27 protein-coding genes are annotated in these 26,147 nt (G+C 65.0%); 15 read left to right on the forward strand and 12 right to left on the reverse strand.

The window, feature by feature from the left end; genetic code table 11:
* Position 1: 1 nt before the first annotated feature.
* The gene (locus tag I6F12_RS26610; protein ID WP_225157576.1) at positions 2-814 is read right to left on the reverse strand and encodes an alpha/beta hydrolase; all 813 of its coding nucleotides are present in this window, start codon (positions 812-814) and stop codon (positions 2-4) included.
* A 255-nt stretch (positions 815-1,069) separates the two neighbouring features.
* Positions 1,070-2,611, reverse strand: a complete 1,542-nt coding sequence (locus I6F12_RS26615) for a benzoate-CoA ligase family protein (protein WP_225157577.1) — start codon at positions 2,609-2,611, stop codon at positions 1,070-1,072.
* 120 nt (positions 2,612-2,731) lie between these two features.
* Here I6F12_RS26615 and I6F12_RS26620 point away from each other — a divergent pair, with 120 nt between their 5' ends.
* The 4 genes from I6F12_RS26620 (at position 2,732) to I6F12_RS26635 (ending at position 5,571) form a co-directional block, all read left to right on the forward strand.
* Positions 2,732-3,640, forward strand: coding sequence for a helix-turn-helix transcriptional regulator (locus tag I6F12_RS26620; protein WP_225157578.1), 909 nt, complete (start codon positions 2,732-2,734; stop codon positions 3,638-3,640).
* Between the two features lie 2 nt (positions 3,641-3,642).
* Positions 3,643-4,038, forward strand: a complete 396-nt coding sequence (locus I6F12_RS26625; protein ID WP_225157579.1) for a group II truncated hemoglobin — start codon at positions 3,643-3,645, stop codon at positions 4,036-4,038.
* A gap of 247 nt (positions 4,039-4,285) precedes the next feature.
* Positions 4,286-5,017, forward strand: coding sequence for a helix-turn-helix domain-containing protein (locus I6F12_RS26630; protein ID WP_225113437.1), 732 nt, complete (start codon positions 4,286-4,288; stop codon positions 5,015-5,017).
* Positions 5,018-5,136: 119 nt separating this feature from the next.
* On the forward strand, positions 5,137-5,571 hold the full coding sequence (locus tag I6F12_RS26635; RefSeq protein ID WP_109142172.1) for a VOC family protein: 435 nt from the start codon (positions 5,137-5,139) through the stop codon (positions 5,569-5,571).
* A 47-nt stretch (positions 5,572-5,618) separates the two neighbouring features.
* On the opposite strand, the gene I6F12_RS26640 is transcribed toward I6F12_RS26635, so the two are convergent.
* Positions 5,619-5,951: a PRC-barrel domain-containing protein gene (locus I6F12_RS26640; protein ID WP_036001758.1), complete on the reverse strand. Its 333-nt coding sequence runs from the start codon at positions 5,949-5,951 to the stop codon at positions 5,619-5,621.
* A gap of 667 nt (positions 5,952-6,618) precedes the next feature.
* Here I6F12_RS26640 and I6F12_RS26645 point away from each other — a divergent pair.
* Positions 6,619-6,957 (forward strand): hypothetical protein, encoded by a 339-nt coding sequence (locus I6F12_RS26645; protein ID WP_036020376.1) that lies wholly within the window; start codon positions 6,619-6,621, stop codon positions 6,955-6,957.
* A 31-nt stretch (positions 6,958-6,988) separates the two neighbouring features.
* Here the strand turns inward: I6F12_RS26645 and I6F12_RS26650 are convergent, their stop codons facing one another.
* From I6F12_RS26650 to I6F12_RS26690, 9 genes are all read right to left on the reverse strand, one after another.
* Positions 6,989-9,238, reverse strand: a complete 2,250-nt coding sequence (locus I6F12_RS26650) for a TonB-dependent siderophore receptor (RefSeq protein ID WP_036020373.1) — start codon at positions 9,236-9,238, stop codon at positions 6,989-6,991.
* Positions 9,239-9,423: 185 nt separating this feature from the next.
* Positions 9,424-10,191, reverse strand: coding sequence for a helix-turn-helix transcriptional regulator (locus I6F12_RS26655; protein WP_225128460.1), 768 nt, complete (start codon positions 10,189-10,191; stop codon positions 9,424-9,426).
* Between the two features lie 232 nt (positions 10,192-10,423).
* Positions 10,424-11,137 (reverse strand): ABC transporter ATP-binding protein, encoded by a 714-nt coding sequence (locus tag I6F12_RS26660; protein WP_036001768.1) that lies wholly within the window; start codon positions 11,135-11,137, stop codon positions 10,424-10,426.
* A complete protein-coding gene (locus I6F12_RS26665) occupies positions 11,130-11,897 on the reverse strand; it encodes an ABC transporter ATP-binding protein (protein WP_036001772.1) in 768 nt (255 codons plus the stop codon). The genes I6F12_RS26660 and I6F12_RS26665 overlap by 8 nt, the downstream gene beginning before the upstream one ends.
* A complete protein-coding gene (locus I6F12_RS26670) occupies positions 11,890-12,834 on the reverse strand; it encodes a branched-chain amino acid ABC transporter permease (protein ID WP_109142170.1) in 945 nt (314 codons plus the stop codon). Before I6F12_RS26670 ends, I6F12_RS26665 begins: the two co-directional genes overlap by 8 nt.
* Complete coding sequence (locus I6F12_RS26675; protein WP_036001780.1) at positions 12,831-13,748, reverse strand: branched-chain amino acid ABC transporter permease; 918 nt, start codon at positions 13,746-13,748, stop codon at positions 12,831-12,833. Before I6F12_RS26675 ends, I6F12_RS26670 begins: the two co-directional genes overlap by 4 nt.
* Positions 13,749-14,051: 303 nt before the next feature.
* A complete protein-coding gene (locus I6F12_RS26680) occupies positions 14,052-14,270 on the reverse strand; it encodes a hypothetical protein (RefSeq protein WP_036001783.1) in 219 nt (72 codons plus the stop codon).
* Position 14,271: 1 nt separating this feature from the next.
* On the reverse strand, positions 14,272-14,931 hold the full coding sequence (locus I6F12_RS26685; RefSeq protein ID WP_225157580.1) for an acyl-homoserine-lactone synthase: 660 nt from the start codon (positions 14,929-14,931) through the stop codon (positions 14,272-14,274).
* A gap of 83 nt (positions 14,932-15,014) precedes the next feature.
* Positions 15,015-15,743, reverse strand: coding sequence for a LuxR family transcriptional regulator (locus I6F12_RS26690; protein WP_036001794.1), 729 nt, complete (start codon positions 15,741-15,743; stop codon positions 15,015-15,017).
* Positions 15,744-15,908: 165 nt separating this feature from the next.
* On the opposite strand from I6F12_RS26690, the gene I6F12_RS26695 reads away from it, so the two are divergent.
* The 10 genes from I6F12_RS26695 to I6F12_RS26740 all read left to right on the forward strand — a co-directional run bounded on the left by I6F12_RS26695 (position 15,909) and on the right by I6F12_RS26740 (position 25,990).
* Positions 15,909-16,085, forward strand: a complete 177-nt coding sequence (locus I6F12_RS26695; RefSeq protein WP_036001797.1) for a hypothetical protein — start codon at positions 15,909-15,911, stop codon at positions 16,083-16,085.
* A 368-nt stretch (positions 16,086-16,453) separates the two neighbouring features.
* Positions 16,454-17,392, forward strand: a complete 939-nt coding sequence (locus I6F12_RS26700) for a LysR family transcriptional regulator (protein ID WP_036001799.1) — start codon at positions 16,454-16,456, stop codon at positions 17,390-17,392.
* A 131-nt stretch (positions 17,393-17,523) separates the two neighbouring features.
* Positions 17,524-18,399, forward strand: coding sequence for a shikimate dehydrogenase (locus tag I6F12_RS26705; protein ID WP_225157581.1), 876 nt, complete (start codon positions 17,524-17,526; stop codon positions 18,397-18,399).
* A gap of 56 nt (positions 18,400-18,455) precedes the next feature.
* A complete protein-coding gene (locus I6F12_RS26710; RefSeq protein ID WP_225157582.1) occupies positions 18,456-19,586 on the forward strand; it encodes an ABC transporter substrate-binding protein in 1,131 nt (376 codons plus the stop codon).
* 123 nt (positions 19,587-19,709) lie between these two features.
* The gene (locus I6F12_RS26715; RefSeq protein ID WP_036042799.1) at positions 19,710-20,585 is read left to right on the forward strand and encodes a branched-chain amino acid ABC transporter permease; all 876 of its coding nucleotides are present in this window, start codon (positions 19,710-19,712) and stop codon (positions 20,583-20,585) included.
* Entirely contained in the window at positions 20,582-21,580 is a 999-nt protein-coding gene (locus I6F12_RS26720; protein WP_225157583.1) for a branched-chain amino acid ABC transporter permease, read from the forward strand. The genes I6F12_RS26715 and I6F12_RS26720 overlap by 4 nt, the downstream gene beginning before the upstream one ends.
* Complete coding sequence (locus I6F12_RS26725) at positions 21,577-22,320, forward strand: ABC transporter ATP-binding protein (RefSeq protein ID WP_036001814.1); 744 nt, start codon at positions 21,577-21,579, stop codon at positions 22,318-22,320. The genes I6F12_RS26720 and I6F12_RS26725 overlap by 4 nt, the downstream gene beginning before the upstream one ends.
* Positions 22,321-22,329: 9 nt before the next feature.
* Complete coding sequence (locus tag I6F12_RS26730; protein WP_036020339.1) at positions 22,330-23,067, forward strand: ABC transporter ATP-binding protein; 738 nt, start codon at positions 22,330-22,332, stop codon at positions 23,065-23,067.
* A complete protein-coding gene (locus I6F12_RS26735) occupies positions 23,064-24,122 on the forward strand; it encodes a Gfo/Idh/MocA family oxidoreductase (RefSeq protein WP_225157584.1) in 1,059 nt (352 codons plus the stop codon). Before I6F12_RS26730 ends, I6F12_RS26735 begins: the two co-directional genes overlap by 4 nt.
* On the forward strand, positions 24,119-25,990 hold the full coding sequence (locus I6F12_RS26740) for a sugar phosphate isomerase/epimerase and 4-hydroxyphenylpyruvate domain-containing protein (protein WP_225157585.1): 1,872 nt from the start codon (positions 24,119-24,121) through the stop codon (positions 25,988-25,990). The genes I6F12_RS26735 and I6F12_RS26740 overlap by 4 nt, the downstream gene beginning before the upstream one ends.
* The last annotated feature ends 157 nt before the right edge of the window (positions 25,991-26,147 follow it).

The raw sequence follows: 26,147 nt of genomic DNA on the forward strand, positions 1-26,147 counted from the left end.
TTCATGCAGCCTGAAGCCCCGGATCGTCCCGCAAGGCGGCCTTTGCGAACTGCACGATGGCATCGAGGGTCGGCCCCGCGGCCTCGCGATGCGGGGAATGCGCCGCCCCAGCCATGATCTCCAGGTCGACCGGGCAGTAACATTCCTCCTGCGCGATCTCGGCCTGGCGCAGCGTGCCGTATTGATCATCTGTGCCCTGCACGATCATGACGGGCACGCGGATGTATGCGAGGTATTCGGAGATATCCCAATCGCGGAACTTTGGATCGAGCCAGGCGCCGTTCCAGCCGTGGAAGGCGTTGTCGACGTCCTTGTGCCAGCGCGCCAGCTTTGTCTTGAGGTCCGTGGTCTCGAACGTCGTCTTGATCGCGGCGATGGATTTGATCGAGATGTCCTCGACGATGAAATGCGGCGCGATCAGCACGAGGCCGCTCAGGCGATGATCCTGATGCGCCCCGGCATAGATGGTGGCGATCGAGGCACCGTCGGAATGGCCAAGCAGCAGGCCGCGCTTGAAGCCGATCATGTCGAGCAGCTTCGGCAGCACGTCCAGCGCCTCGCGATGCATGTAGTCGAGCGGCCGCGGCAGCGCGACCGGGCTGGACTGGCCGTAGCCTGCGCGCGAATAGGCGAAGATGCCCGCGCCCGTGGCCTGCTGCAGCTTCTCCGGAAAATCACCCCAGAGGCCGACGGAGCCGAGGCCCTCATGCAGCATCACAATGGTGGGCGCGTCGGGGGCTAGCGGAGCGAGCCATCTGTATTCGAGGCTGGCGCCACCGATGCTGAGGAAGCCGCTGGGGGTGAGATTGGTCATGGTCGAATTCCCATTTCTAGCCAATGCCGAGATGCCCACCCTCCCCGGGAGGGGGAGGGTCGATTCACAGCGAGCGCAGCGAGATGTGAAGCGGGGTGGGGTGACAGGTTCTCCACGGATGCGGTGCCCGTGGAAAGATCACCCAACCCGTCACGCGTCTCGCTACGCTCGATCGCGTGCCGACCCACGGGCGAGCTACGCTCGTCCCGGACCCCTCCAGGGGAGGGTAAGGAAGCCAGTCCGCCGCCTGCACCATCAATGCGCGCCCTCGCGCAACTTGAACCGCTGGATCTTGCCCGTCGCCGTCTTCGGCAAGGACTCCACCACATCGATCCAGCGCGGATATTTCCAGGGGCCGATCTTCTGCTTGACGTGCTCCTTGAGCATCTCCTGCAAGTCCGTCGTCTTTGCGCCTGGGCGCAACACGACGAAGGCTTTCGGCTTCAGGAGGCCTTCCGGATCGGCCTCGGGCACGACGGCAGCTTCCAGCACGGCCGGATGCGTGATCAGCGCGCTCTCCACTTCGAACGGCGAGACCCAGATGCCGGAGACCTTGAACATGTCGTCGGCGCGGCCGCAGAACGTGAAGCGGCCGTCGGCGTCACGAATGTATTTGTCGCCGGTGCGGGTCCACGGCCCCTCGAAGGTGCGGCGGCTCTTGTGACGCTGGTTCCAGTAGCCCTCGCCGGCGGAGGGCGCATCGACCAGGAGCTCGCCGACCTCGCCGTCGGCGACGTCCTGGCCCGCCTCGTTGACGAGCCGCACCGCATAGCCCGGCACCGGCTTGCCGGAGGAACCGTATCTGATGTCGCCGGGCGCGTTCGACAGAAAAATGTGCAACAGCTCGGTCGAGCCGACGCCGTCGAGAATGTCGACACCGAACCGTGCCTTCCAGCTGTGGCCGACGGATTCCGGCAGCGCCTCGCCGGCGGAGGTGCAGATGCGCAAAGCCTTGCCGCCGCGCTCGCTCTTCATGGTCTCGTCGTTGAGCATCGCGGCGAACAAGGTCGGCACGCCATAGAAGATCGAGGGATTGTAGCGGTTCATCAGGTCGAACATCCGCGCCGGCGTCGGACGCTCGCTGTTGAGGATCACGCTGGCACCGACAGACATTGGAAAGGTCAGCGCATTGCCGAGGCCATAGGCGAAGAACAATTTCGCCGCGGAGAGACACACATCGCTCTCACGGATGCCGAGCACCTGCTTGGCATAGGTGTCGGCAGTGGCCTGCAAATTGGAATGCAAATGGCGCACGCCCTTCGGCATGCCCGTCGAGCCCGACGAGTACAGCCAGAACGCCGGCTCGTCCGGATGCGTCACGGCGGTGGTGAACTGATCGTTCTCGCCAGCGAGCTCTTCGGCAAGCTGCTTGTGGCCGTTCTGCTTGGCGCCGGAGACCACGACATGCTCGAGATCCGGCATGCGGCCGACAACGTCCTTGATGACGGGATAGAGCGCTTCGGACACGAACAGCACGCGCGCGCGGCAGTCGGCGAGGATGTAGGCGTATTGGTCCGCGGTCAGCAGCGTGTTGAGCGGCACCGGCACGATGCCGGCGCGGATCGCGCCCAGGAACACGATCGGGAAATCGATTGTATCCAGCATGATCATCGCCACGCGCTCCTCGCGGCGGACGCCGAGCCGGCGCAGCATGTTGGCGGCGCGCCGGGTCTGTTGCTGGAGCTCGCCATAGGTGAGTCGCGAGACGGTGTCGTCGAAGGCGAGCTTACTGCCCCTGCCCTCCCTGACGTTACGGTCGAGCAGCCAGGTCACCGCGTTATAGGATCCCTCGCTCACGGACATCTCCCCGGAATTAGAATTATAATTCATAGAAGGACACCACGGCGGCTTGCTGTCAATGCCAGCAGGCACTATGTTTCATTAAAACGCGCCGCAGGACCCCTGTAAAGAAGACTCATGACCGAAAGTCCCGACGCCGAATCCCGCTTCCTCGAACAACTCGGCCAGCGTGTGCGCACCATGCGCGCGCTGCGCGGCATGTCGCGCAAAGTGCTCGCCAAGGTGTCGGGGATCTCGGAGCGCTACATCGCGCAGCTCGAGAGCGGCAAGGGCAATGTCTCGATCGTGCTGCTGCGCCGCGTCTCCGACGCGATGGGCGCCCATCTCGAAGATTTGCTGCCCAGCGCCGATCCGACGCCGGACTGGCAGATGTTTCGCGACCTCCTGCGCAAGGCGACGCCCGCGCAGATTGCTCAGGCCAAGGATCTGCTCTCCGGCGGCAGCGCAAACGCGCCCCGCCGCGCGCCGTTCTGCGGGATCGCGCTGATCGGCCTTCGCGGCGCGGGCAAGTCCACACTTGGGCGGATGCTGGCGAAGAAGATCGGCTGGAGTTTCGTCGAACTCAACAAGGAGGTCGAGCAGCAGAACGGGCTCTCGGTCGCCGAGATCATCGCGCTGTACGGCCAGGAAGGCTTTCGACGCATGGAGCAGGCGGCACTGCAACAGCTGCTCGCGCGCAACGAGCTGATGGTGCTGGCAACCGGCGGCGGCATCGTCTCCGAGCCCCTGACCTTCGACCAGGTCCTCTCCTCGTTCTACACGATCTGGCTAAAGGCCGAGCCCGAGGAGCACATGGCGCGCGTGCGTCGTCAGGGCGATCTACGCCCGATGGCTGATGATCGCTCGGCGATGACGGAGCTGCGCAACATCCTGCTCAGCCGCGAGCCGTTGTATTCGCGCGCGACCGCGGTGGTGGATACCGCCGGCCTCTCCGTCGATGCCGCCGCCGCACGCCTGATCGATGCGGTGCGGCCGGTGCTGCAGAACGAAGCCCGCAGCTTCGGCCTGCGCAGCGTGGCGCTGTAGCGATGACGTCCACCGACGTCGCCACCTCCATGTTCGAGCGGATCGGCGGCAGCGCCACGATCGACGCCCTCGTCGACCGCTTCTACGACCGCATGGACACGCTGCCGGAGGCGAAGATCATCCGCGCCATGCATGCGGACGACCTCGGCCTGATCAGGGACGTGCTGAAGCGCTATCTCACCGAATGGACCGGTGGCCCGCGGCTCTATACACCCGAGAAAGGTCATCCGCGGCTGCGCCAGCGCCATTTCGGCTTCGCCATTGGGGACGCCGAGCGCGACGCCTGGATGCTCTGCATGCGCGGCCCGCTGGAGGAGACGATCACGGACGCCGCCGCGCGCCAGGATCTCGACAAGGCGATAGCGGGCCTGGCCGACTGGATGCGCAACCGGCCGTGACGGGGCGGCAGCGCTTCGGCGCAATTCGACGGCGTGCCACGCACCGGGTCATTTGAGTTCCGCTGCGATCGCCTGCTAAGCTCCAGGCATGACCGACATGCTCTGCGACACCATACGCATGGAGCGCGAAGTGACGGAGCGTTAGCGCGTGATGGACGCACCTCCCGATGTCATCCGTCGACCGCCCTCGCCGCGTCTTGCGCGGCTGATCTCCAGCATTTCCTTCTACCGCGAGCGCGGGATCGGCTTGGCCGCCTTCCGCCACGCCGCGCCGCTTGCACTGCCTCTGCTGGTGAATTTGGGAACGCCCTTCCGCATTGCGCTCGGACACCGACCGGACACCGCCGATGCGCGGCCGAGTTTCGCAGCGGGTCTGTTTCCTGGGCCGGTCGTGATCGAATCCGACGGGCGCGCCGAATGCGTTCAGGTCGATTTCACGCCGCTCGGGGCGTATCGCTTCTTCGGAGGCGCCGTGCCCGATCTGACCGCGCGGATCGTCGGGCTCGACGACATTCTGGGACGGCACGGCAGGGAGCTCCGCGCCAGGGTGGCCGAGGCGGCCGGCTGGCAGCGACGATTCGAGATCGTCGAAGACTTCGTGCTTCGCCGCGCCGTACACGAGCCCTCGCCTGAGGTCGCCTTCGCGCTGGAGACGCTGTGGCGAGGCGCGGGCGCGGTCAGGATCGCCGACATTGCCTCCGACATCGGCTGGAGCCGCAAGCATCTCACACGCCGCTTCCACCGCGAGATCGGCGCTCCGCCAAAGACGCTGGCCCAGATGCTGCGCTTTCATCGCGCTTGCGTCCTGGCCCGGACGGATGGCGCAGGCGGCTGGGCGGCCATTGCCGCGGACGCCGGCTATGCCGACCAGGCACATCTTGCTCGCGATTTCCGGATGTTCAGCGGAGAGACGCCGACCGGATGGGCCGCGCGGCTCGATGTCGTCGATTCACGCCTGATGCGGGACGGCGGGGGCTAGCGCCAAAACAGCGGCAAGACGGCGCGAGGCACGGTCAGGTCCCATTTGTTCAAGCCGGCCGCCATGATCCGAACTAGGGTCGGCTTCGCAACAAGCTTGCACCGAACCTGGAGAGTGTCATGAACCAGCCGAACGGCTACGAAGCGCCGCGCCTCTACCACACCATGCGCTGCAAGGATGCCGAGGCGATGATCGCCTGGCTGAAGGACGTTCTCGGCTTCACCGAACGGGTGGTGTACCGCAAGGAGGGCACGGTCGTTCACGCCGAGCTGGCGTTCGGATCGTCGATCCTCATGCTGGGCGCGCATCGCGACGATGCCTACGGCAAATTGGTTGGCGACATCGGCGGCCGGCGGACGGATGCCGTCTATCTGGCTGTCGATGATCCCGACGCGCTCTATGCGAAGGTGAAATCCGCTGGTGCAGAGATCGAGATGGAGCCCTACACGACCGATTATGGCAGCCGCGATTTCGCCGCACGCGATCCGGAGGGCGGGCTCTGGAGCTTCGGCACCTATTGGCCCAAGGTCGGCGAGCCGCCGCTCGCGGGATAGCGGGCGCTCGCGTCAAATACTGCTCCGCGGCCGAACCGTCTTGCTCGCTAGACCGACCAGTAATGCGGATGCGGGTAGGGCCGCGAGCGGTCGCCCCAGTCGAACGCGTCGCCATCGAACTCGCACGGGCCGCTGCTGAGTTCGTCCAGCGTCTGCTCGGTCTGGAACGCCTGCCGTGCTGGATCGTATTTCAGCGCGCTCCACTGCAGCGGATAATGGTGACGCGTACCGAGCAGCCCGCCGGTCTTGATCACGGCATAGGCAACCGTTCCGCTCATCTTGTCGAGCATCAACCGCTCGATCGTGCCGAGCTTCGTGCCGTCGCGTCCGTAGACGGCGACGTGCTCCACGCGATCACTGGGAACCATGGTGTGGTTCATGGTGTCCTCCCTGTTCTCGTCTGTTCACGATATTATAGCACCGGTTTCGCGGCGGCGGGAGCAGCTACAACTGCTGTAAGCGGCCCGCCCCGGCCACCAGAGCGTCACTTCAGCCGAATCGTGTCGACGCGACGGCACTGGACGCAATGATAAACGTGCTCCGCAGGCAGCGTGACTATTCCAGGTAGTGTCGCCAGGAACTTCATTGGCCGCCTGCATTTTGAGCAGATGAGGATCGGCGGATCGTCTTGGCGATCGGAGCTCATACAATAACCGGGGCTGAGGCGCCCGCACGTTACTGCCGCGCTGCGGGCGCTTCATCCCGGGAGAACTACCGGCCTTGATCGGAATCCGATCGGCCCCGCTCGGCGCGCTGCTTCACGCCCGCGTGAGGCGACTTCTTCCGGACTGTTGCGACGACATCGCGCCGCCCCCGGACGAAGCCATTTTCCTCACCCGGCGAAAAACGCCGGAAAGGCAGGCGGTCTAGATTCTCTGCATTGATCAACAACGGAGTTCGGTCATGTGGGGTCAACTTTTCAGCCTGATCTATCGCCTGTCCTGCCGGACCACCCTGATCGAGATCGGCACGCACCGCCTCGCGCGTTAGGTCCATGAAGCCCAAGGGAATTGGGTAAGATCGATTGACCAGATGACGGGGATTGCCATGCGCAAGCTGATCCTGATCGCCGCGATGTCGCTGCTCGCAAGCCAGGCCCATGCCGGAGGCTCGCGGAGCCTTAGTCTGGCGGCGGCCGATTCGAAGCAACCGGCCACCGAGCAGCCGGCCGCGCCGGCCGCCGTGCCGCCGCAGGCGACGCAAGCGTCACCGGCAAACGTCCAGACGCCGACCGCACCCGCCGCAACGGCACCGACCGCCGCAGCTCCGGTGCAATCAAGCACGACGCCGGCAAAGACGACCGAAGCGCCAAAGCCGAAACGCCGGCAGCCATCTGTCGAAGCCCGCGTGATCCGCGAACTGCACCGCCACGGGATCTATTGGTAATTGTCCGGCGACGCCCGCCCGGCAGCTCCGCTCACCAGCGATAGCCGAGCGTGGCGATGACGGTCAGCGGCGCGCCCCGGTAGCAGTAACCGACCTGACACGTCGTGTAGTGCACATTGAACAGGTTCTTGGCGTTGACCTGGAACGTGAGGCCCTTCAGCTCCTTTGCGGCCTGGCTGAAATCGTATTTCAGCGCGGCATCGACCAGGGTCACCGAGCTGTTCTTGAACGTGTTCGCGTCGTCGCCATAGCTCCAAGACATGTAGCGCGCGCCGGCACCGACGCTCAGGCCCGCGAAGGGACCAGCCAGCGGCAGGGCGTAATTGCCCCACAGCGTCACGGTGTGCGGAGGATTGCCCGACGGAAACTTGCCGACCAGCGCGCTGTCGCCGGCCTGCTTGGTGACCATGTCGAGATAGGTGTAGGACGAGGTGATGTCGAAACCATTGCCGAGGCTTGCAAGCCCCTGCAATTCGAAGCCGCGGCTTTGAATTTCGCCGCGCTGGACCGTCACGCCGGTGCCCGTCGTCACCAGGCCGCCATCCTGCGTCAGGTCGAACACGGCAGCGGTAATGAGGCTTCGCGTCCCCGGCGGCTGATACTTCACGCCGATCTCGGTCTGCTTGCCGGTGGTCGGCTTGAAGAAGGCGCCTGAGGGATCGACGCCGAGATTGGGAAAAAACGACGTCGAATAGGCGATGTAGGGCGCCACACCGGAATCGAACAAATAGGTCAGGCCTGCCCGCCCACTATAGGCCTGATCAGATTGCGTCTGTCTTGTCAGCGCGAACCGGTCCTCGCCGGTGGTGCGGACCCAGTCGCTGCGGCCGCTCAGCGTCAGGATCCAGTGGTCGAGTTTGGTCTGGTCCTGAATGTAGACGCCGGACTGGGTTTGCCGCTGCGCCGTGGACGAGGAGATCGCGGGATCCGGAATGGATTCCGGCGCATAGACCGGCGCAGCCAGATTGAGATCGGACACGCCGAAGCCGAACCCCTGCTTGTCGGTGAACTTCGACGATGTGTAGTCGGTGCCGACCAGAAGCGTGTGCTGCACCGGGCCGGTGGAGAGCTTCGCCTCGACCTGGTTGTCCATGATGGCCGATTGCAGCGTGTCGTGGACGTAGCCGGTATAACGCGACACGACGTTGCCGACGGGAGCACCGAGAAAGCCGACATAGCGCGTGACAGCGTCGAGATCGACGTAGCGGAATTTCTGGCGGACGGTCACGGCGTTGTCGAACGCGTGCTCGAACAGATAGCCGATGCGCCCCTGCTCCTGGTCGAGCGAATTGTAGGACGGGCTGCCCGTGAAGATGTCCGTCGTCGTCCCGATGCCCGAAGAATAGGTGAACATCGAGCCCGGCGTCTTCGATTTCTGATAGGCGCCGAGAAGCGTGAGGGTTGTCGATTGGTCGGGTCTCCAGGTGACGGCGGGAGCGACATAGGTGCGGTTGTCCTTGCCGCCCGGTACGAACACGTCGGCGTCTCGCACCATGCCGGTCAGCCGATAGGAGAATTGGCCGTTGGGATCGATCGGCCCCGAAAAATCGAAATTGCCCTGAACGCGTTCGCGATCGCCGAACAGCGTCTGCACCTCGTGGAAAGGCTGGCTGGTCGGCAGCTTGCTTTGCAGATCGATCAGTCCGCCTGGCGAGCCGAGGCCGTAGAGCGCCGAGCTCGGGCCGCGGACCACGGTGATGCTGTCGACCCCATAGGGCTCCGTCTTGAACACGCCAAGGCCAGCGCCGACGAGACGCAGGCCGTCGAGATAGATGCCGTTATAGGTGATGTCGAAGCCGCGGATCGAGATGGCGTCGAAGCGCGGATCGTAGCCCGAGGCATCGATGCGCACGCCCGGCTCATAGCCGACTGCCTGCGTCAGCGTCTGCACGGCGCGGTCGTTGAGCTCCTTGCGCGTCACGACCGAGATCGACTGCGGCGTCTCCAGCAGGGGCGTGTTCGTCTTGGTGCCGGCGGAGCTGCTGCTGGCAACGTAGCTGTTCTCGCTCGATATCGTGGCGCGACCGCCACCTGCCTCGCGCGCATCCTGGCTTGCGGCTTGCCTGGAGGCGGCATTGCGTTGCGCCGCGACACGGCCGCGTTGCGACGGTGAATTGCGCTGGGCAGACACGGCGCGCGGGCGCACCTGATTCGGCGCCTCCACGGTGACGGGCGGCAATGACGCGGCCGTCGATCCCGAATTGGTCCCGGAGACCTGTGCAAGGGTCGGTGTCACCTGCAAAACCACGCCCAGACCGGCCGCCCCCAGACCAGCCTTCATCAACCGTTCCCAACCGAACGTCTGTCCGTCGCCACGCCTCATTGTCTTCCCCAAGCTCCGTCTTTGGACCACCCGGGAGTAATCAGATCGAGACGCACGACGCCTTTGCGACTGCGCAAATCGCCTTTGAGTCCACGTGGAGGCTTTCAAGACTGAGGCGTGAGGCGGCGCATCGCCTGCTGCCGTTACTCGCAGCGACTGGGCGAATGACCGAAGCGCCTGCGAAAGGCCGTCGCGAAGTTCGCCGGATGAGTATAGCCGACCCGATAGGCCGCCTCGGTGACCGACAGGCGCTGGTGAATCAGAAGGGCTCGTGCAGTATCGAGCCGGCGCGCCCTCAGATAGTCGATGGCGCTCTCGCCATAGGCGATCTGGAATTTCTGATTGAAAGATCGCCGGCTCAGGCCTGCGTTCCGCGCCAGCTCGTCGATGCTCCAGGGATAGCCGAGGTCGGCATCCATCCGCTCCTTGACCGATTGCAGGCGCATGCGCTGGAGGTCTGTTGCCGGATCGACCGCGATCCGGCTGCACTCGCCGAACAAGGCATGGACGACGATCTCGGCGGCATGCGCCGACATCAGCAATCGCGCCGCGTTTCCGGCGACCGGCGGCGAGAACATTTCCGCCGCGACGGCCCGCACGCGCGCTGATGCGGCCAGCGAGAGGACGACGGCGCCAGATCCTTCGTCCTTGAACAGCGCCCGAAACGCGGCGCCAAGTCCGAGCTGATCGATGGATGCTCCGGGCAACGCAAGGCCGATGGCGCACCGCATTGAGCGCTTCACGGCGAGGGACTCGCGCACCGCGATCACCCCCATCCGCCTCTCGCCGATCGAGCGCGTCAGAGTGCCGGGGCCAGCACCGGCTTCATCGAACGCCACCGAGATGAACAAGCCCGGCGCTGCGATTGCAGGCCCCTCGGCGTCGGCTCGGAACTCACCTTGGACGACCACGCAGCCCGGATAATCCAGCCATTGGGCTGCCCCTCGCTGTGCGGAACCGACGTCGTCCTCAGGCAACCCGACAATTTGCTCGTAAAAGTCCCGCATCGAATCCACAACGCCGCGTCTTGTTTGACGGCTGACGGCGGCACGCTCAAGAGCTCAGCGCGCTGTTTGGAGGATTTCGAATTTGGATTTGCTCGAAGAGTAGCTCGCATTGCCGCGGCGAAGGGGACGAACGCGTTTAAATTCCCAGATATTTGTGCTGCAGGTCCGGCGCGGCCATCAGCTCGTCGGAGGTGCCGCTCCACACCGTCTTGCCGCGCTCGATGATGTAGTGTCGATCGCAGATGCGGGCGAGATGGTCGACGTTCTTGTCGACGACCAGGATCGACTGTCCGCGGCTCTTGAGTAGCGACAGGCAATTCCAGATCTCCTGCCGGATCAGCGGCGCGAGGCCTTCGGTCGCCTCGTCCAGGATCAGGAGCTTTGGATTCGTCATCAGCGCGCGGCCGATCGCGAGCATCTGCTGCTCGCCACCGGAAAGCTGGTTGCCCATGTTGGACGCGCGTTCGGCGAGGCGCGGAAACATCACGTAGATCGCGGCGAGCGTCCAGGGATTATCGCTGTTGAAGCGATCCGCCGCGGCCGCGACCAGGTTTTCGCGCACGGTGAGGTTCGGAAAGATCTGCCGGCCCTCGGGCACGAGACCAACACCGAGTTTCGCAATCCGGTAGGACGGAAGCTGCCGCACCTCCGCGCCCGCGAAGCGAATGGTGCCCGCGCGCGCCGGCGTCAGGCCCATGATGGAGCGGATGGTGGTGGTCTTGCCCATGCCGTTGCGGCCCATCAGCGAGACCATCTCGCCCGGCTTGATCGACAGCGACAGGCCGAACAGCACCTGGGACAGGCCGTAGCAGGTCTCGATGCCGTCGACCTCGAGCAGCGTGTCAGCCATGATGCGTCACCACATGCTGATCGCCGAGATAGGCGCGCTTGACGTCCTCATTGGCCCGGATCGCGGCCGGGTCGCCGGAGGCGATGACGCGGCCATAGACCAGCACCGTGATGCGGTCGGCCAGCGCGAACACCGCCGGCATGTCGTGCTCGACCAGCACGATCGAGACCTCTTTCCGCAGCTCCTGGAGCAGCTTCACCATGCGCTGGGATTCGGTCACGCCGAGGCCGGCCATCGGCTCGTCGAGCAGCAACAGCTTCGGCTTGCTGGCGAGCGCGACCGCGAGCTCCAGCTCGCGGCGTTCGCCGTGGCTGAGCCTGGAGACCACGATATCGGCGCGATGGCCGAGGCCGACGCGATCGAGCGCCGCCTGGGCGGCATCGCGCAGACCCTTCTCTTTCCGCGCATTGGCGAAGAATCGGAACGAGGTGCCGGCATGCGCCTGCGCCGCCAGCGCGACATTGTCCGCGGCGGTGAAGTCGAGCAGCAGCGAGGTGATCTGGAACGAACGCGCCAGGCCCAACGCGCAGCGGCGATAGGCCGGCAGATAGGTGATGTCGCGCCCCGCCAGCGAGACGCTGCCGGAATGCGGTTCGAGATGCCCGGTGAGCTGGCTGATCAGCGTGGTCTTGCCGGCGCCGTTCGGGCCGATGATGGCGTGCAGCTCGCCGGATGCGACGTCGAGCGAGACGTTGTCGGTCGCGATGATTCCGCCGAAGCGGCGCACCAGCTTTTCGACGCGGAGCAAGGGTTCAGCCACGGCCAGCCCTCCCGAGTGCGCCCATGATGCCGCCGCGGCCGAACAGGACGATGAGCAGCAGCAGCGGGCCCAGGATCAGCGCCCAATATTCGGTGATCTGCGACAGCAGTTCTTCCAGCAGCAGGAACACCACCGCACCCATGACCGGGCCGAACAGCGTGCCCATGCCGCCCAGGATCACCATCACCATGAGGTCGCCGGAACGGGTCCAGTACATCACGGCCGGGCTTACGAAATCGGTGTTGTTGGCGAGCAGCGCGCCGGCAAGGCCGCACATCGTGCCTGATATGACGAAGCAGACCAGTTGGTAACGCTTGGCCGGGAAGCCGATGGCCTGCATGCGCTGCTCGTTGGAACGCAGGCCCTGCACGACAAGACCGAAGCGCGAGTTGACGATGCGCCATATCAGGAGCATGACGCCGAAAAGGCAGGCGAGGCAGAGATAATAGAACTGCGTGCGGTTGCCGAGATCGATCAGGCCCGAGAAGTCGCTGCGCGTGTAGATCGTGAGGCCGTCGTCGCCGCCGTAACGGGCCAGGCCCGAGGCGACATAGTAGGCCATCTGGGCGAAGGCCAGCGTGATCATGATGAAGTAGACGCCACGGGTGCGCAGCGACAGCGCGCCGATCACCAGCGCATAGATCGCCGACGCCGCAATCGCGACCGGAAACTGGATGAAGCCGGACCCAACGCCTTCCTGCGCGAGCATGCCGACGGCATAGCCGCCGATGCCGAGATACGCGGCATGGCCAAAGCTCATCAGGCCCGCAAATCCCATGATGAGGTTGAGGCTCGCAGCCGCCAGCGCCAGGATGATGATGCGGGTGAACAGCGTCAGGATGAAGATGTTGCCGGTCAGATGCGAGTAGAGCGGCAGCAGCACGAGGCCCGCCAGCATCAGGGCCGTGACGGCCTTGCTCACGCTCAAACTCTTCATCGACGGTTGGCCGGAAACAGCCCCTCCGGCCGCACCACCAGCACGATCGCCATCAGCAGATAGATCAGCATGGAGGACAGCGCGGGCGCGGCGGTGGATGCGGCGGCGCCGCTCAGCACCTGGCGGAGCAGGTTCGGAAGGAAGGCGCGGCCGAGCGTGTCGATCATGCCGACGAAGATCGCAGCGAGGAAAGCGCCGCGGATCGAACCGATGCCGCCGATCACGATGATGACGAAAGCGAGGATCAGGATGTTCTCGCCCATGCCGATCTGCACGGTCAGGATCGGCGCCTGCATCAGCCCGGCAAGGCCCGCGAGTGCGGCGCCCAGGCCGAACACCAGCGTGTAGAGCAGCTTGATGTTGATGCCAAGTGCGCCGATCATCTCGCGGTTGGAGGCGCCGGCGCGGATCAGCATGCCGATGCGGGTGCGCATCACGCCGAGATAGAGCAGCAGCGCGACCAGCAGCGCTACCCCAATGATGGCGAGGCGATAGGCGGGATAGTGAATGCCGGGCAGGATCGGCACCGGCACGGTGAGCCAGGCCGGCAGCGGCAGCGCCAGGCCCGCCGGGCCCCAGATCAGCCGCACGGCTTCGTTGAAGAACAGGATCAGGCCGAAGGTCGCGAGCACGTGGTCGAGATGGTCGCGGCCATAGAGATGCCGCAGCGCGCTCACCTCCAGCACGATGCCGAGCACCAGCGTCGCGCCCAACGCCATCAGCGCGCCGAGCAGGAAGCTGCCGGTCCACGCCGCGAAGGTGGCGGCGAAATAGGCGCCCATCATATAGAGCGAGCCGTGCGCGAGGTTGACGAGATCCATGATCCCGAACACCAGCGTCAGGCCCGCGGCGAGCAGGAACAGCAGCAGACCGAACTGCAACCCATTCAAGAATTGTTCGACGACGAGCAGCATCAGGACTCTTTCAGGCGCATACAGACGCGCGCCGATGTTCGAACACTGTCGCCATCAGTGAAAGAGCTCCCCCTGCCTCTTCAAGGCCGAAAAATGGGTAATGGCAGTATCGTTCCGAGGCAAGAGCGATTCGACATCAAACATGCACTTTGTTGCATCTCGGCACGTGCGGCCGGGACGCGCCCCGCAATGCAAAAAAGCTGCCGCGCGGCATGAGGCAACCTGCCGCAGCGAAACGGCATCACCCTCTCACCGGCTGGCGGTGAGAGGGTACGATCGTCGTAAAATCGAGCAGGGCTGCGTCTAGTGCGACGTCATCTGCCGGGGGAGCTCGTCCGGCTCGGCGAGAACGCTGTTGGCCGTCGACGCCTCCAGGGCCGCCATCCGAAACAGATAAGCGAGCGTCGTCAATCCGGTGTCCTCCGCCATTTGCGCCAGTTCGAGCGCCATGTCGGACATGTAGCCGAGATCCTCGTCTTTCATTTGCGCCATGATCTGGCTGTCCCGCATCACGTTCGACATCTCAGGCGCTCTTTCGTTGCGCGGCAACATGACCGCAGAGGTTGGCACGTGCGACGGCATCGAGACGAGGGCCGTCCTGCTGCACGACCGAAGCCGTGCCGATCCGACGATGCAGGGCATCGAGCGTCTCCCGACGAATGTCGATGATCGCCGCCATGGTCCATGCGTTCTCGACCAGAGCCGGTAGGCCGAGCGGCGTCACGACGAAGCCGGCTTCGTGGAAGCGCGGCAGCCACCAGGTCTCCATGATCGCGCTGACCTGCGCGATTCCCTGGTCGAGGCAGAACTCCTGCACCGCAGCCATCAGTTGCAGGTTGAGCGCGCCGTCGCGGCGATCGCGCACGACGAAGTAGCGCGACCATTCCCACACTAGCGGATCGGCGGGCCAGCCGCGAACCGCCGCCAGATGCGGAAACACCTCACTCATCATCGAGGGCTTGGTGGTCGGATAGAGCCGATGACCGCCCACAACGCGGCGGCCCTCCAGCGCCAGCAGGTAGACGGTGTCCTCGTCGTCGTAGGAATCGATCTCACGGCCATCCGGCCTGCGCAGCGTCTCCCAGCGCCGCTCCTCGACGAAGATGTCGTGACGCAGCCGGAAATGCTGCTCGATTACGTCTTCATAAAGGTGACGATTTACCGCGGAAACTGCGTGAATCATGAAAACCCCCATTCATCCTCAATGGGGGGAGATTCTGCGAAAAGACGCAGCTTCGGTATTGGGAAATTTCCCAGTAAGGCGGCTTAAGGATTGATGATCTTGTTCCGAATCGCCAGCGCGACCGCATGCGTACGGTTGACCGCGCCGAGCTTGCGCGCAGCAGTTGCAAGATGCTCTTCGGCGGTGCGCTGGGTGATGTGGAGGATCTCGCCGATTTCCCAGGCCGACTTCCCCTGCGAAGCCCAGGCGATCACCTCGCGTTCGCGCGGGGTGAGGCGCGTCGACGGATGCGGCATCGGCTCGAGCAGACGGCGAATGTGGTCGAAGCCATACATCGCCATCAGATGCAGCGCCGGCTTGCTGCGGGCATTGAGGTCGAGATGGACACCGCCGAGCGAGACCGCCGCCTCGTAGCCGGTGAGGCCGTGGATCGGCACGATGAAGCCGCGCGACATGCGGAACTCGCTGGCACGGTTCATCACCTCGGCCGCATTCGGCTCGAGTTCCGCATCATAGGGCGCTTCCGACCACTCGAACGGATTGACCGACTGCCGGCACAACCGCACCACGGGATCGAAACGATCGTAGTTTTTCTCGGTGTAGAGGCTGAACCATCCCGCAGGCCAGCGTTTGGCGAGCACCATCTGCGCAAACTGCTGATCGGGATTGGGCAACCCCGTCACGATGATGGTTTCGAAGCCGAAGCGACCGAACGCCGCTTCGAGCGCGTTCATGGCCTCTGGTACCTTGCGGTAGGTCTGCAGACCTTCGATGAAGTCGAGCGCCTCCCGGCCATAGTCTACGGCGGACATCGTACGTTTCCTGACCCTCGCGCTTCCGTATAGCACGTATTCACAGACCGCCTCAATTCGCTGTGGCCGTAGTTTCCCGGTGCTCATGCGCTCTGAGGATTTAACTACTTGTGGCAGAATTGACGCCACGATACACCTGAGAACATCCGAAGCGGGAAGCCAACGATGGAAGACGAGGACATCGCCCTCAACAGCGTGCTCGGCCTGGAATTGAACCGCGTGTTTTTTGCCGTCCGCGAAACGGCGAACAAGCAGAAGATCATCGAGTTTGCGCGCGAGGTGCTGCAGAGCGAGCGCGCGGAGCTGGCCGAGAGCGTGTCGCCGGAAGGGCCGGCGAGCTAGAACGCCGTTGCAAAGACGACGCCGGAGCAACAGATCGCGTCACGAGGACGCCTCTCCATCTGACCGCGCGGGTTTTAGTCGAAACACTCTGACTGCGAATTTTGGCTTCCCTTCTCCCCTTGTGGGAGAAGGTGGCGCGAAGCGCCGGATGAGGGGTCTCTCTCCGCGAATCCAACTCCCATTTGAAGTCGCGGAGAGAGACCCCTCACCCGTCTCGCCGCTCTGCGGCGATCCACCCTCTCCCACAAGGGGAGAGGGAAAGCGCCAGCCTCCGGTCACATCGGCGCACACTTGCCGCTGGATGACAGCGCATCTCTCGTGAGATGATCGCCGCGATCTCTTGTCGATGCCAGGAACGGTTCAAGGCCATGATGACGCTGCGCCAGGTCGAAGTGATCCGTGCCGTGATGGTGACGGGCACCATCGGCGGTGCGGCGAAGCTGCTCAACGTCTCGGCGCCGGGGATCAGCCGCCTCGTCAAATACACCGAGCGCTCGCTCGGCATCCGCTTCTTCCAGCGCCAGAACGGGCGCTACTTCCCGACGCCGGAAGCGGAGAACATCTTCGAGCAGATCAACGGCGTCTACAAGAAGGTCGACGACCTCTCCGAGATCATCTCCAAGATCGGCCGCGGCGGCCTGTCGGAGCTGCGCATCGGCTCGGTGCCGAGCATCTCGCAGGTGATGGTGCCGCGTGCGATCGAGCGCGTCCGCCGCCGCTATCCCGATCTCGGCATCGACATCAACATCCTCAAGCTCGAGGAAGCCATCGACTACCTGATGCTCGGCCGCGGCGAATGCGTGGCGATGAGCTATCGGCTCGAGCATTCCGGGCTCGACTTCATGCCGCTCGCTTCGGGCGAGCTCTATTGCATCGTGCCGCCCGGCCACGAGCTCTCCGGCCGCAAGCAGGTCTCCGCCGCCGAGATCACGCGCTATCCGCTGATCGGCATCGATCCCAACGACCCCTACGGCCGGATCATGGCCGGGATCTTCGCGCGCCACCGGCTCGACTACAACATCACGATCCGCGCGCGCTTCGGCACCACCGTCTGCGCGCTAGTGAAGGCGGGACTCGGCATCGCCATCATCGACCAGTTCACCGTCGCCCATGGCGGCTATCCCGGGATCGAGCTTCTGAAGATCGCCGAGCCGACGCGGTTCGACACCTACATCGCAGTCAAGCGCGGCACGCCGCTGTCGCTGCATGCCGAGTATTTCATCGAGGCCCTGCGCGCCGAGATGCGCGCGGTCGAGCCCTCCCGCGGCAGTGGCAAGACCGCCCCTGCCCGCGGGCGGAGGAAATAACATGATGTTAGGTTTGCCAGATAAAAGGGTAATTGTGTTAGGCGGGGGAAAGGCTATCGTCGCAGCTGGAATTGCACGGATTTCCCCGCTAATGGCCGGGGCCGGACGCTCCCTTGAGACGATAGCGAACCATGTCGAAACGCGGATACGCCGCCAGCAAGAAGCTCCTCACGGGCCTGATCGGCGCCCCGATCGCGCATTCCGCCTCGCCCGCCATGCATGAGCGCGCCGCCGAAGCGCTCGGCCTGCGCGGCCATTACCAGCTTATCGAGGTCGCCGGGGCCGATGCGGCCGGACTGCGCATGATGCTCGAGGGCGTCCGGCGGCTCGGCTTTGCCGGCGTCAATGTCACCTACCCCTACAAGGAAGCGGTGGTGCCGCTGCTCGACGCGCTGGCGCCGGGCGCAGCCAGCATGGGCGCGGTCAACACCGTCGTGGTCAGGGACGGCCGGCTGACCGGCCACAACACCGACACCACGGGCTTCGCGCGGGCGGTGACGCCGTTGCTGGCGCCCTCCGGCAACGCCATCGCCCTGATCGGCGCCGGCGGCGTCGGCAAGGCCATCGCGTTTGCGCTGGCGAGCCAAGAGGTGGCTGACATCCGCATTTTCGACAGCGAGCCGGCGCGCGCCGAGAAGCTGGCCACCATGCTCGCCCCGCGCGGCGCCCGCGTCGCCGCCAGCGTCGAGGATGCGCTCGAGGGTGCGACCGGTCTCGTCAACGGCACGCCGGTCGGCATGCTGCCGAACCGTGACACGCCGGTGCCGGCGAGACTGCTCAGGGCGGACCTTTGGGTCGCCGACGCCGTCTACTCGCCGCTGATCACGCCGCTGCTGGCCGCAGCGCGAGAGAAGGGCGCGAAGATCATGACCGGCCGCGACCTCGCGATCTACCAGGCCGCCGACGCCTTCGAACTGTTCACAGGCCTTGCCCCATCCACCGAGATCATGGGAGAGGCTTTCGACGCCGTGATGGCAGCGCGCAGCGCCGCCTATCAGGCAGCTTGAGGCGAAGCGGCCGGATACAAGGCTGCTTGCAAGATTTGAAACGGGAGGAGAGGACGATGAAATCAACGCTAGTGGTGGGCGCATTGCTCACCGTCATGACTGCAACGGGCGCCTTTGCCCAGGCAATCAAGCTCGCCAACGTCGCGGAGCTCTCGGGCGGCGGCGCCACCGTCGGCACGAACTGGAAGAACGGCATCGACCTCGCGATCGAGGAGATCAATGCCAAGGGCGGCGTGCTCGGCCGCAAGCTCGAGGTCAGCCACGCCGACTCGCAGTCCAACCCCGGGGTGGCGCGCGCCCAGGTGCAGAAGGCGCTCGACGCTGAGCCCTATGTGCTGCTCGGGCCCGGCTATTCCGGCTCGGTGAAGGTGACCGCGCCGCTCGCGGCCGAAGCCGGCATCGCGCAGATCATGGGCGGCGAAGCCGCCGAGCTGACGCAGACAGGAAACAAGTTCCTGTTTCGCACCTCCTTCGGCCAGCAATCCTCGATGCCGAAGGTCGCCAAGTACATCCACGACGAGATGAAGGCGAAGACGGTCGCGGTGGTCTGGGTCAACAACGACTTCGGCCGCGGCGGGCGCGACGTCATCGTCAAGGAGCTCGACCGGCTCGGCTCGAAGGTTGTTGCCGATCTGTCGACCGAAGCGGGCCAGGCCGACTTCGCCGCCGACGTCGGCAAGATCAAGGCCGCCAATCCCGACGCCGTGTTCGTCTATCTGAACGAGGAAGAGAGCGCGCGCATCCTCAAAGAGCTGAAGCGCCAGGGCGTCACCGCGCCGCTGATGGGCGAGACCACGCTGATCGGCCAGAAGGTGATCGAGCTGGCCGGCGATGCCGCCAACGGCGCGCGCGGCCATGTCGGCCTCACCACCGACGCGCCGGTCGACCTGGTCAAGGCGTTCCGCGAGAAGTTCTCCAAGAAGTACAATTACGTCCCTGACCATAACGGCCTGAAAGGCTACCTCGCCGTCTACATGGTGAAGGCCACCACGGAAAAGATGGGCAAGGTCGACCCGAAGAAGTTCGCCGACACGCTGCACGGCCTCACCATCAAGACCGCGGACGAGCCGGGCATTTTGATGGACGTCACCTTCAGCGACACCGGCGACATCGACCGCCAGAGCTTCCTGGTCGAGGTCGTCGAAGGCAAGCAGGTGGTGAAGCAGGTGCTGCCCAAGGTGAAGTGAAGCGTGGCCCTTCTCCCTCGCCCCGCTCTACGCGGGGAGAGATCTTTCGTCTCCCTCTCCCCGCCCCTTCGCGGGGAGAGGGAGAAGAAAGAGAGCGGGGAGAGGGAGAGGAAAGAGGGGAACATGTCCAACCTATTCGATCTACTGGTCGCGGGGCTCGCCACCGGCGCCATCTACGCGCTGGTCGCGGTCGGCTTCACGCTGCTGTGGCAGACCTCGCAGACTATCAATTTCGCGCAAGGCGAGTTCGTGATGCTGCCGGCGTTCCTGATGCTGGCCGCGATGCATGTGGGCGCGCCGTTCTGGCTCGCGATCATCCTCGGCATCCTGCTCTCGCTGATCCTGCTCGGGCTCGCCTTCAAGATGCTGCTGGTGGACCCGATGATGCGTCACGGTGTGCTACCGCTGGCGATCGCGACCATGGCGCTCGCGATCGGCATCAAGGAATCGGTCAAGCAGTTCTACAGCGCGGAGGCTTCGCCCTTCCCCTCGATCGTGCCGACCGGCGACATCTCCATCCTCGGCCATGCTGTGTCGCTGCAGAGCATCGGCGTGCTCACTGTTGCCATCCTCGCCGTTCTCGGCCTGACCACGCTGCTGAGCCGTACCTCGCTCGGCCACCAGATGCAGGCGGCGGCGCAGAACCCGACGGTGGCCCGCATCATCGGCGTCCCGGTCGAGCGCATGATCCTGCTGACCTTCCTGATCAACGCCTTCCTGGTGGCGCTGGCCTCGCTGCTGATCACACCGATCTACCTCGCAAAATTCTCGTCCGGCGAGGTGCTGGGCCAGGCCGCCTTCATCGCCGCGATCGTCGGCGGCTTCAACCAGGTGCGCGGCGCCATCGCCGGCGGCCTGCTGATCGGCGTACTCGACAATCTCGCGGCGGCCTATGTCTCGACGCAGTATCGCGCCGCCGTGCCGATGATGTTCCTGATCGCCGTCATCCTGTTCCGGCCGCAGGGCTTGCTCGGCCGTGCCGAGGAGCGCACCGTATGAGCGGCATCGCCAAACCCCTGAAGATCGCGCTCGGCCTTGCCATCATCGCCGCGCTGATCATCGTCCCCATGAACTTCAACCGCTACGGCCTGTTCATCCTGAGCCAATGGGCGGTGATGAGCATCGCCGCCATGGGGCTCAATCTCACGCTCGGCTATGCCGGCCAGGTCTCGCTGGCGCAAGGCGCCTTCGTCGGCATCGGCGCCTATGCGGCCGCGATCATGACCACACATGGCTGGCCGCTGCCGGCGGCGATCCTGGTGGCGATCGTCTTGAGCTTTGCGATCGGCTGGGTGCTCGGCTATCCCGCACTGCGCGTGCAGCACCATTACCTCGCCTTCGTCACCCTCGCCTTTTCTACCCTCGCCTTCCTGGTGTTCCGCAACGAGAGCTGGCTGACCGGCGGCATCTACGGCATCTCCAACATTCCGCGTCCGCACATCTTCGGCATCGCGACCAACAAACCGCTGCCGTTCTACTATGTCTGCCTCGGCTCGCTCGCGATCGTCTCGCTTGCGGTGTGGTGGCTGATCCGATCGCCCTGGGGCCGTGCCTTCATGGCGCTGCGCGAGAATCCGTTGCGCGCGCAATCCCTCGGCGTCGATACCCGCCGCTACACGCTGATGGCCTTCGCGATCGGCTCGGCACTCGGCGGCGTCGCCGGAGCGCTCTATGCGCCGCTGACGCAATATATCGATCCCGTGCCGTTCAACCTGTCGCTCTCGCTCGACCTCCTGCTGATGGTGATCGTCGGCGGCGCCGGCTTCTATTTCGGTCCGTTCCTGGGAGCGATGATCGCGGTGCTGCTGCCGGAATGGTTGCGCTTCACGGAAGGCTACTACCTGATGCTCTACGCCGTCGCCGTGATGCTGCTGCTGATCTGGTCGCCGACCGGCATTCTCGGAATCCTCGATCGATATCTCGCCGAGCGCCGCACCAAGGCGGCGTCCGCGCTGCGCGCCATCGCAAAGTCGCGCCTGGAGACGGCGCAATGAGCGCGGTCCTCGAAGTCACCGACATCAAGAAGAGCTTTGGCGGCATCCACGCCGTCAACGGGGTCTCGTTCGACGTGCGCGAGGGCGAGATCCTCGGCCTGATCGGGCCGAACGGCTGCGGCAAGTCCACGCTGTTCAACTGCATCCTCGGCCAGCTCACGCCGACCGGCGGCGAAGTCAAGCTCGACGGACAGGTCGTCACGGGCCTGCGTCCCTCCGAGCTCAACAAGCTCGGGGTCAGCCGCACCTTCCAGCTGTTGCAGGTGTTCCCAAAGCTCTCGGTGCGCGAGAACCTGATCCTCGCCGGACAGGAGCACCAGGGCAACATGGCCTCGCGCCTGGTCGGCCGCTCCGATGCCGGGCTGACCGAGGCCGCGAACCAGATGATCGGCTTCTTCAAGCTCGACCATCTCGCCGACGAGCCGGCTGGGGGTCTCTCTTATGGTCAGCAAAAACTGCTCGATGCCGCCATGGCCTTCATGGGCGGCTCGCGCCTGGTGCTGCTCGACGAGCCAGCCGGCGGCGTCAACCCGTCGATGCTGGCGGACCTCAAGGAGCGCCTGGTCGCGATCAACCGCGAGAAGAACGCCACCTTCGTCGTGATCGAGCACAACATGGAGTTCGTGATGTCGCTGTGCTCGCGCGTGATGGTGATGGCGGAAGGCAAGGTGCTGGCGATGGGCCGGCCCGACGAGGTCCGCAAGAACCCCGCCGTGATCGAAGCCTATCTCGGACATTAGGAGCGCGTAATGAGCGATCCCATTCTCTCGGTCCACAATCTCGTCGGCGGCTACGGCAAGATGACGATCTTGAACGGCACGACGTTTGCCGTGCCGTCAGCCACGATCACGACGATCATCGGCCCGAACGGCGCCGGCAAATCGACGGTATTCAAGGCCATCTTCGGCCTGCTCAAGCTGCGCGAAGGCAAGATCAGCTTCGCGGGCCGCGACGTCACCAATTTGAGCCAGCGCGCGCTGCTCAACGCCGGCATCTGCTACGTGCCGCAGGGCCGCAACATCTTTCCCGAGCTGTCGGTGCGCCACAATATCGAGCTCGGCGGCGTCGCCGCCGACAAGGGCCTCGACCTGCCCAAGCGGATCGAGGCGGCGCTCGACCTGTTTCCGGCATTGCGGCGCAAGTCCGCGCAGCAGGCCTCGACGCTATCAGGCGGCGAGCAGAAGCAGCTCGAGATCGCCCGCTCGCTGCTGCTCGAGCCGAAGCTGGTGCTGGTCGACGAGCCCTCGATCGGTCTGTCGCCGCTGATGGTGCAGCAGACCTTCGACATCCTCAAGAGCTTGCGCGATCGCGGCGTCACCATCCTGATGATCGAGCAGAACGCGCGCTCGGCGCTGGAGATCTCCGACATCGGCATCGTGCTGGAGCTTGGCCAGACCCGCATGGTCGATGACGCCAGGCGCATTCTGAACGATCCGCGCATCGGGCAGCTCTTCCTCGGCGGCGCCATGGAGGAGAGCGCGGCATGAGCGCGAGAATGCGGATCGCCGTGGCCGGCGCCGGCCTGATCGGCCGCCGCCATATCGAGTTGATCGAGTCCGCCCAGGATTGCGTGCTCGCCGGCATCGCAGACCCCTCGCCCGCCGCGAAGGAATATGCGCGGGCGCATGGCGTGCCCTGCTATGCGGACCATCGCGCGCTGCTGGCCGAAGAGAAGCCCGACGGCCTCATCATTGCGTCGCCCAACACGTTGCACTTGCCGATGGCGCTCGACTGCGCCGAAGCCGGCGTGCCGGCTTTGATCGAGAAGCCGGTGACCGAGACGGTTGCCACCGCGCAACGCCTGTGCGCGGCGGTGAGACGCACCGGCGTGCCGATGCTGGTCGGCCACCACCGGCGGCACAATCCCGTCATCAAGTCGGCCCGCGAGGCCGTGACGAACGGAAAGCTCGGCCAGCTCACGGCCGTGGTCGGGCTGTGGCTCCTCAAGAAGCCCGACGATTATTTCGAGGTCGCCTGGCGGCGTGAGGCAGGCGGCGGGCCACTGCTGATCAATCTCATCCACGACATCGACAATCTCCGCTTCATCTGCGGCGAGATCGTCGAGGTGCAGGCGCTGACCTCGAACAAGGTGCGCGGCTTCGCGGTCGAGGACACCGCCGCGCTGCTGCTGCGCTTCGCCAACGGCGCGCTGGGCACGGTAACCGTGTCGGATGCGACGCCGGCGCCGTGGAGCTGGGAGCTCTCCTCAGGCGAGAACCCGGCCTATCCCAGGCAGGACCAGCCCTGCTACATCTTCGCAGGGACGGCGGGTTCGCTCTCCGTGCCGAACATGGAGCTGTGGTCATACACGGAGCAGCCCGGCTGGTACGCGCCGCTGGCGCGCGGGACCATCGCGCCGCCCGCGTTCGATCCGCTGGTCGAGCAGCTCCGGCATTTCTGCGCAATGATTGCCGGCCGTGAACAGCCGCTGATATCGGTCGAGGACGCGATGGGGACGCTCGCCGTCGTCGAAGCCGTCAGCGCGGCCGCGCGTACCGGGCAAACGATCTCGCCGGGGCGGATCATGGAGCAGGCCGCATGAACAAGCGCTCGATCGCCACCGTCTCCCTCTCAGGCAGCCTCGACGAAAAGCTCCGCGCCATCGCCGCCGCGGGCTTCGATGCGGTCGAAATCTTCGAGAACGACCTGCTGTCGTTCGGCGCCGGCCCACGCGATATCGCGAAGATGTGCACGGACCTCAATCTCGAGATCTGTGCGTTCCAGCCGTTCCGCGATTTCGAGGGCATGCCGGAGCCGCAGCGTGCGCGCAACTTCGCCCGCGCGGAGCGGAAGTTCGATCTGATGCAGGAGCTCGGCACCGATCTGTTGCTGATCTGCTCCAACGTCTCACCCGCCGCGCTCGGCGGCATCGACCGCGCGGCTGACGATTTTCGCGAGCTTGGCGATCGCGCCGCGAAACGTCGTTTGCGCGTCGGCTATGAGGCGCTGGCCTGGGGCCGCCACGTCAACGATTATCGCGACGCCTGGGAGATCGTGCGCCGCGCCGATCATCCCGCGATTGGCGTCATCCTCGACAGCTTTCATGCGCTGGCACCTGGCTTTCCGACCCGCGCCATGGCCTCGATCCCCGGCGACAAGATCTTTCTGGTGCAGCTCTCCGACGCGCCAAGGCTCGAGCTCGACATCCTGTCATTGAGCCGGCACTTCCGCTCCTTCCCCGGCCAGGGCGACCTGCCGGTCGGCGCGTTCATGGCGGCGATCGCAGCGACCGGCTATGCCGGACCGCTGTCGCTGGAAATCTTCAACGACCAGTTCCGCGCCGGCTCGGCCGCACAGACCGCGGTCGACGGCCTGCGCTCGCTGATTCTGCTGGAGGACCAGCTCGCACCGGACTGGCCGAATTTCGCCGGCAAGGCGCTGGCCCCGAAGGCGAAGAGCCGCGGCACCGGCTTCATCGAATTTGCCGTCAACGAGAGCAAGGCCGCCGAGCTTGGCCGCCTGTTCTCGCAGCTCGGTTTTCGCAAGACGGGCCAGCACCGCAGCAAGGCGGTGGAGCGCTGGTCGCAGGGCAAGGTCGAGCTCGTCATCAATTGCGAGACCGACGGCTTTGCGCATTCGCACTATGTCACCCACGGGCCCGGCGTCTGCGCCATCGCGCTCGACGTCGACGATGCCGGCCGCGCCATGCAGCGCGCCGAGACGCTGAAGGCGCGCACCTTCTACCAGCCGGTCGGACCGGGTGAACTCGAGATTCCCGCGATCCATGGCGTCGGCGGCAGCCTGCTCTATTTTCTCGACCAGGCCGGCAAGAACTGGGACACCGATTTCGAGCCTGTTGCAAGCGATTCAAGCGCCGATGCGCTGGTCGCGGTCGACCACATCGCGCAGTCGATGCCCTATGACGAGATGCTGACCTGGCTGTTGTTCTACACCGGCATTCTCGACCTGAAACGCCTGCCGCAGATGGAGATCGCCGACCCCAGAGGCCTCGTGCAGAGCCAGGCCGTCATCAACGCCGACCAGAGCCTGCGCTTCGTGCTCAATGGCTCCTCCGCCAACCGCACCCTGCCGGCGCGCTTCATCTCCGAGTTCTTCGGCTCGGGCGTGCAGCATGTCGCCTTCGCGTGTCAGGATATTTTTGCGACCGTCGCCGCGATGCGCCGGCGCGGCGCGGGCTTCCTGGACATCCCCGACAATTACTACGACGACATCGAAGCCAAATACGATCTTTCACCCGAACTGATGGCGCAGCTGCGCGCCAACCACATCCTCTACGACCGCGAAGGCGACGGCGAGTTCTTCCAGGTCTACACCCACATCTTCGACGAGCGCTTCTTCTTCGAGATCGTCGAGCGCAGGAACTATCAGGGTTTTGGCGCGGCCAACGCCGCCATCAGGCTCGCAGCGCAAGCGCGCGAGGTGCGCCCGGCAAGCATGCCGAGGGTGTAGGCAATTCTGCTTCCCCTCTCCCCTTGCGGGAGAGGGTGGCTCGCCGCAAAGCGGCGAGACGGGTGAGGGGTCTCTCTCCTCACGGACAATCTTGCAAGGGGAGAGAACCCCTCATCCGGCGCTTCGCGCCACCTTCTCCCACAAGGGGAGAAGGGGC

It is taken from the genome of Bradyrhizobium sp. IC4059, assembly GCF_020193615.1.
In the GTDB taxonomy this organism is placed as follows: domain Bacteria; phylum Pseudomonadota; class Alphaproteobacteria; order Rhizobiales; family Xanthobacteraceae; genus Bradyrhizobium; species Bradyrhizobium yuanmingense.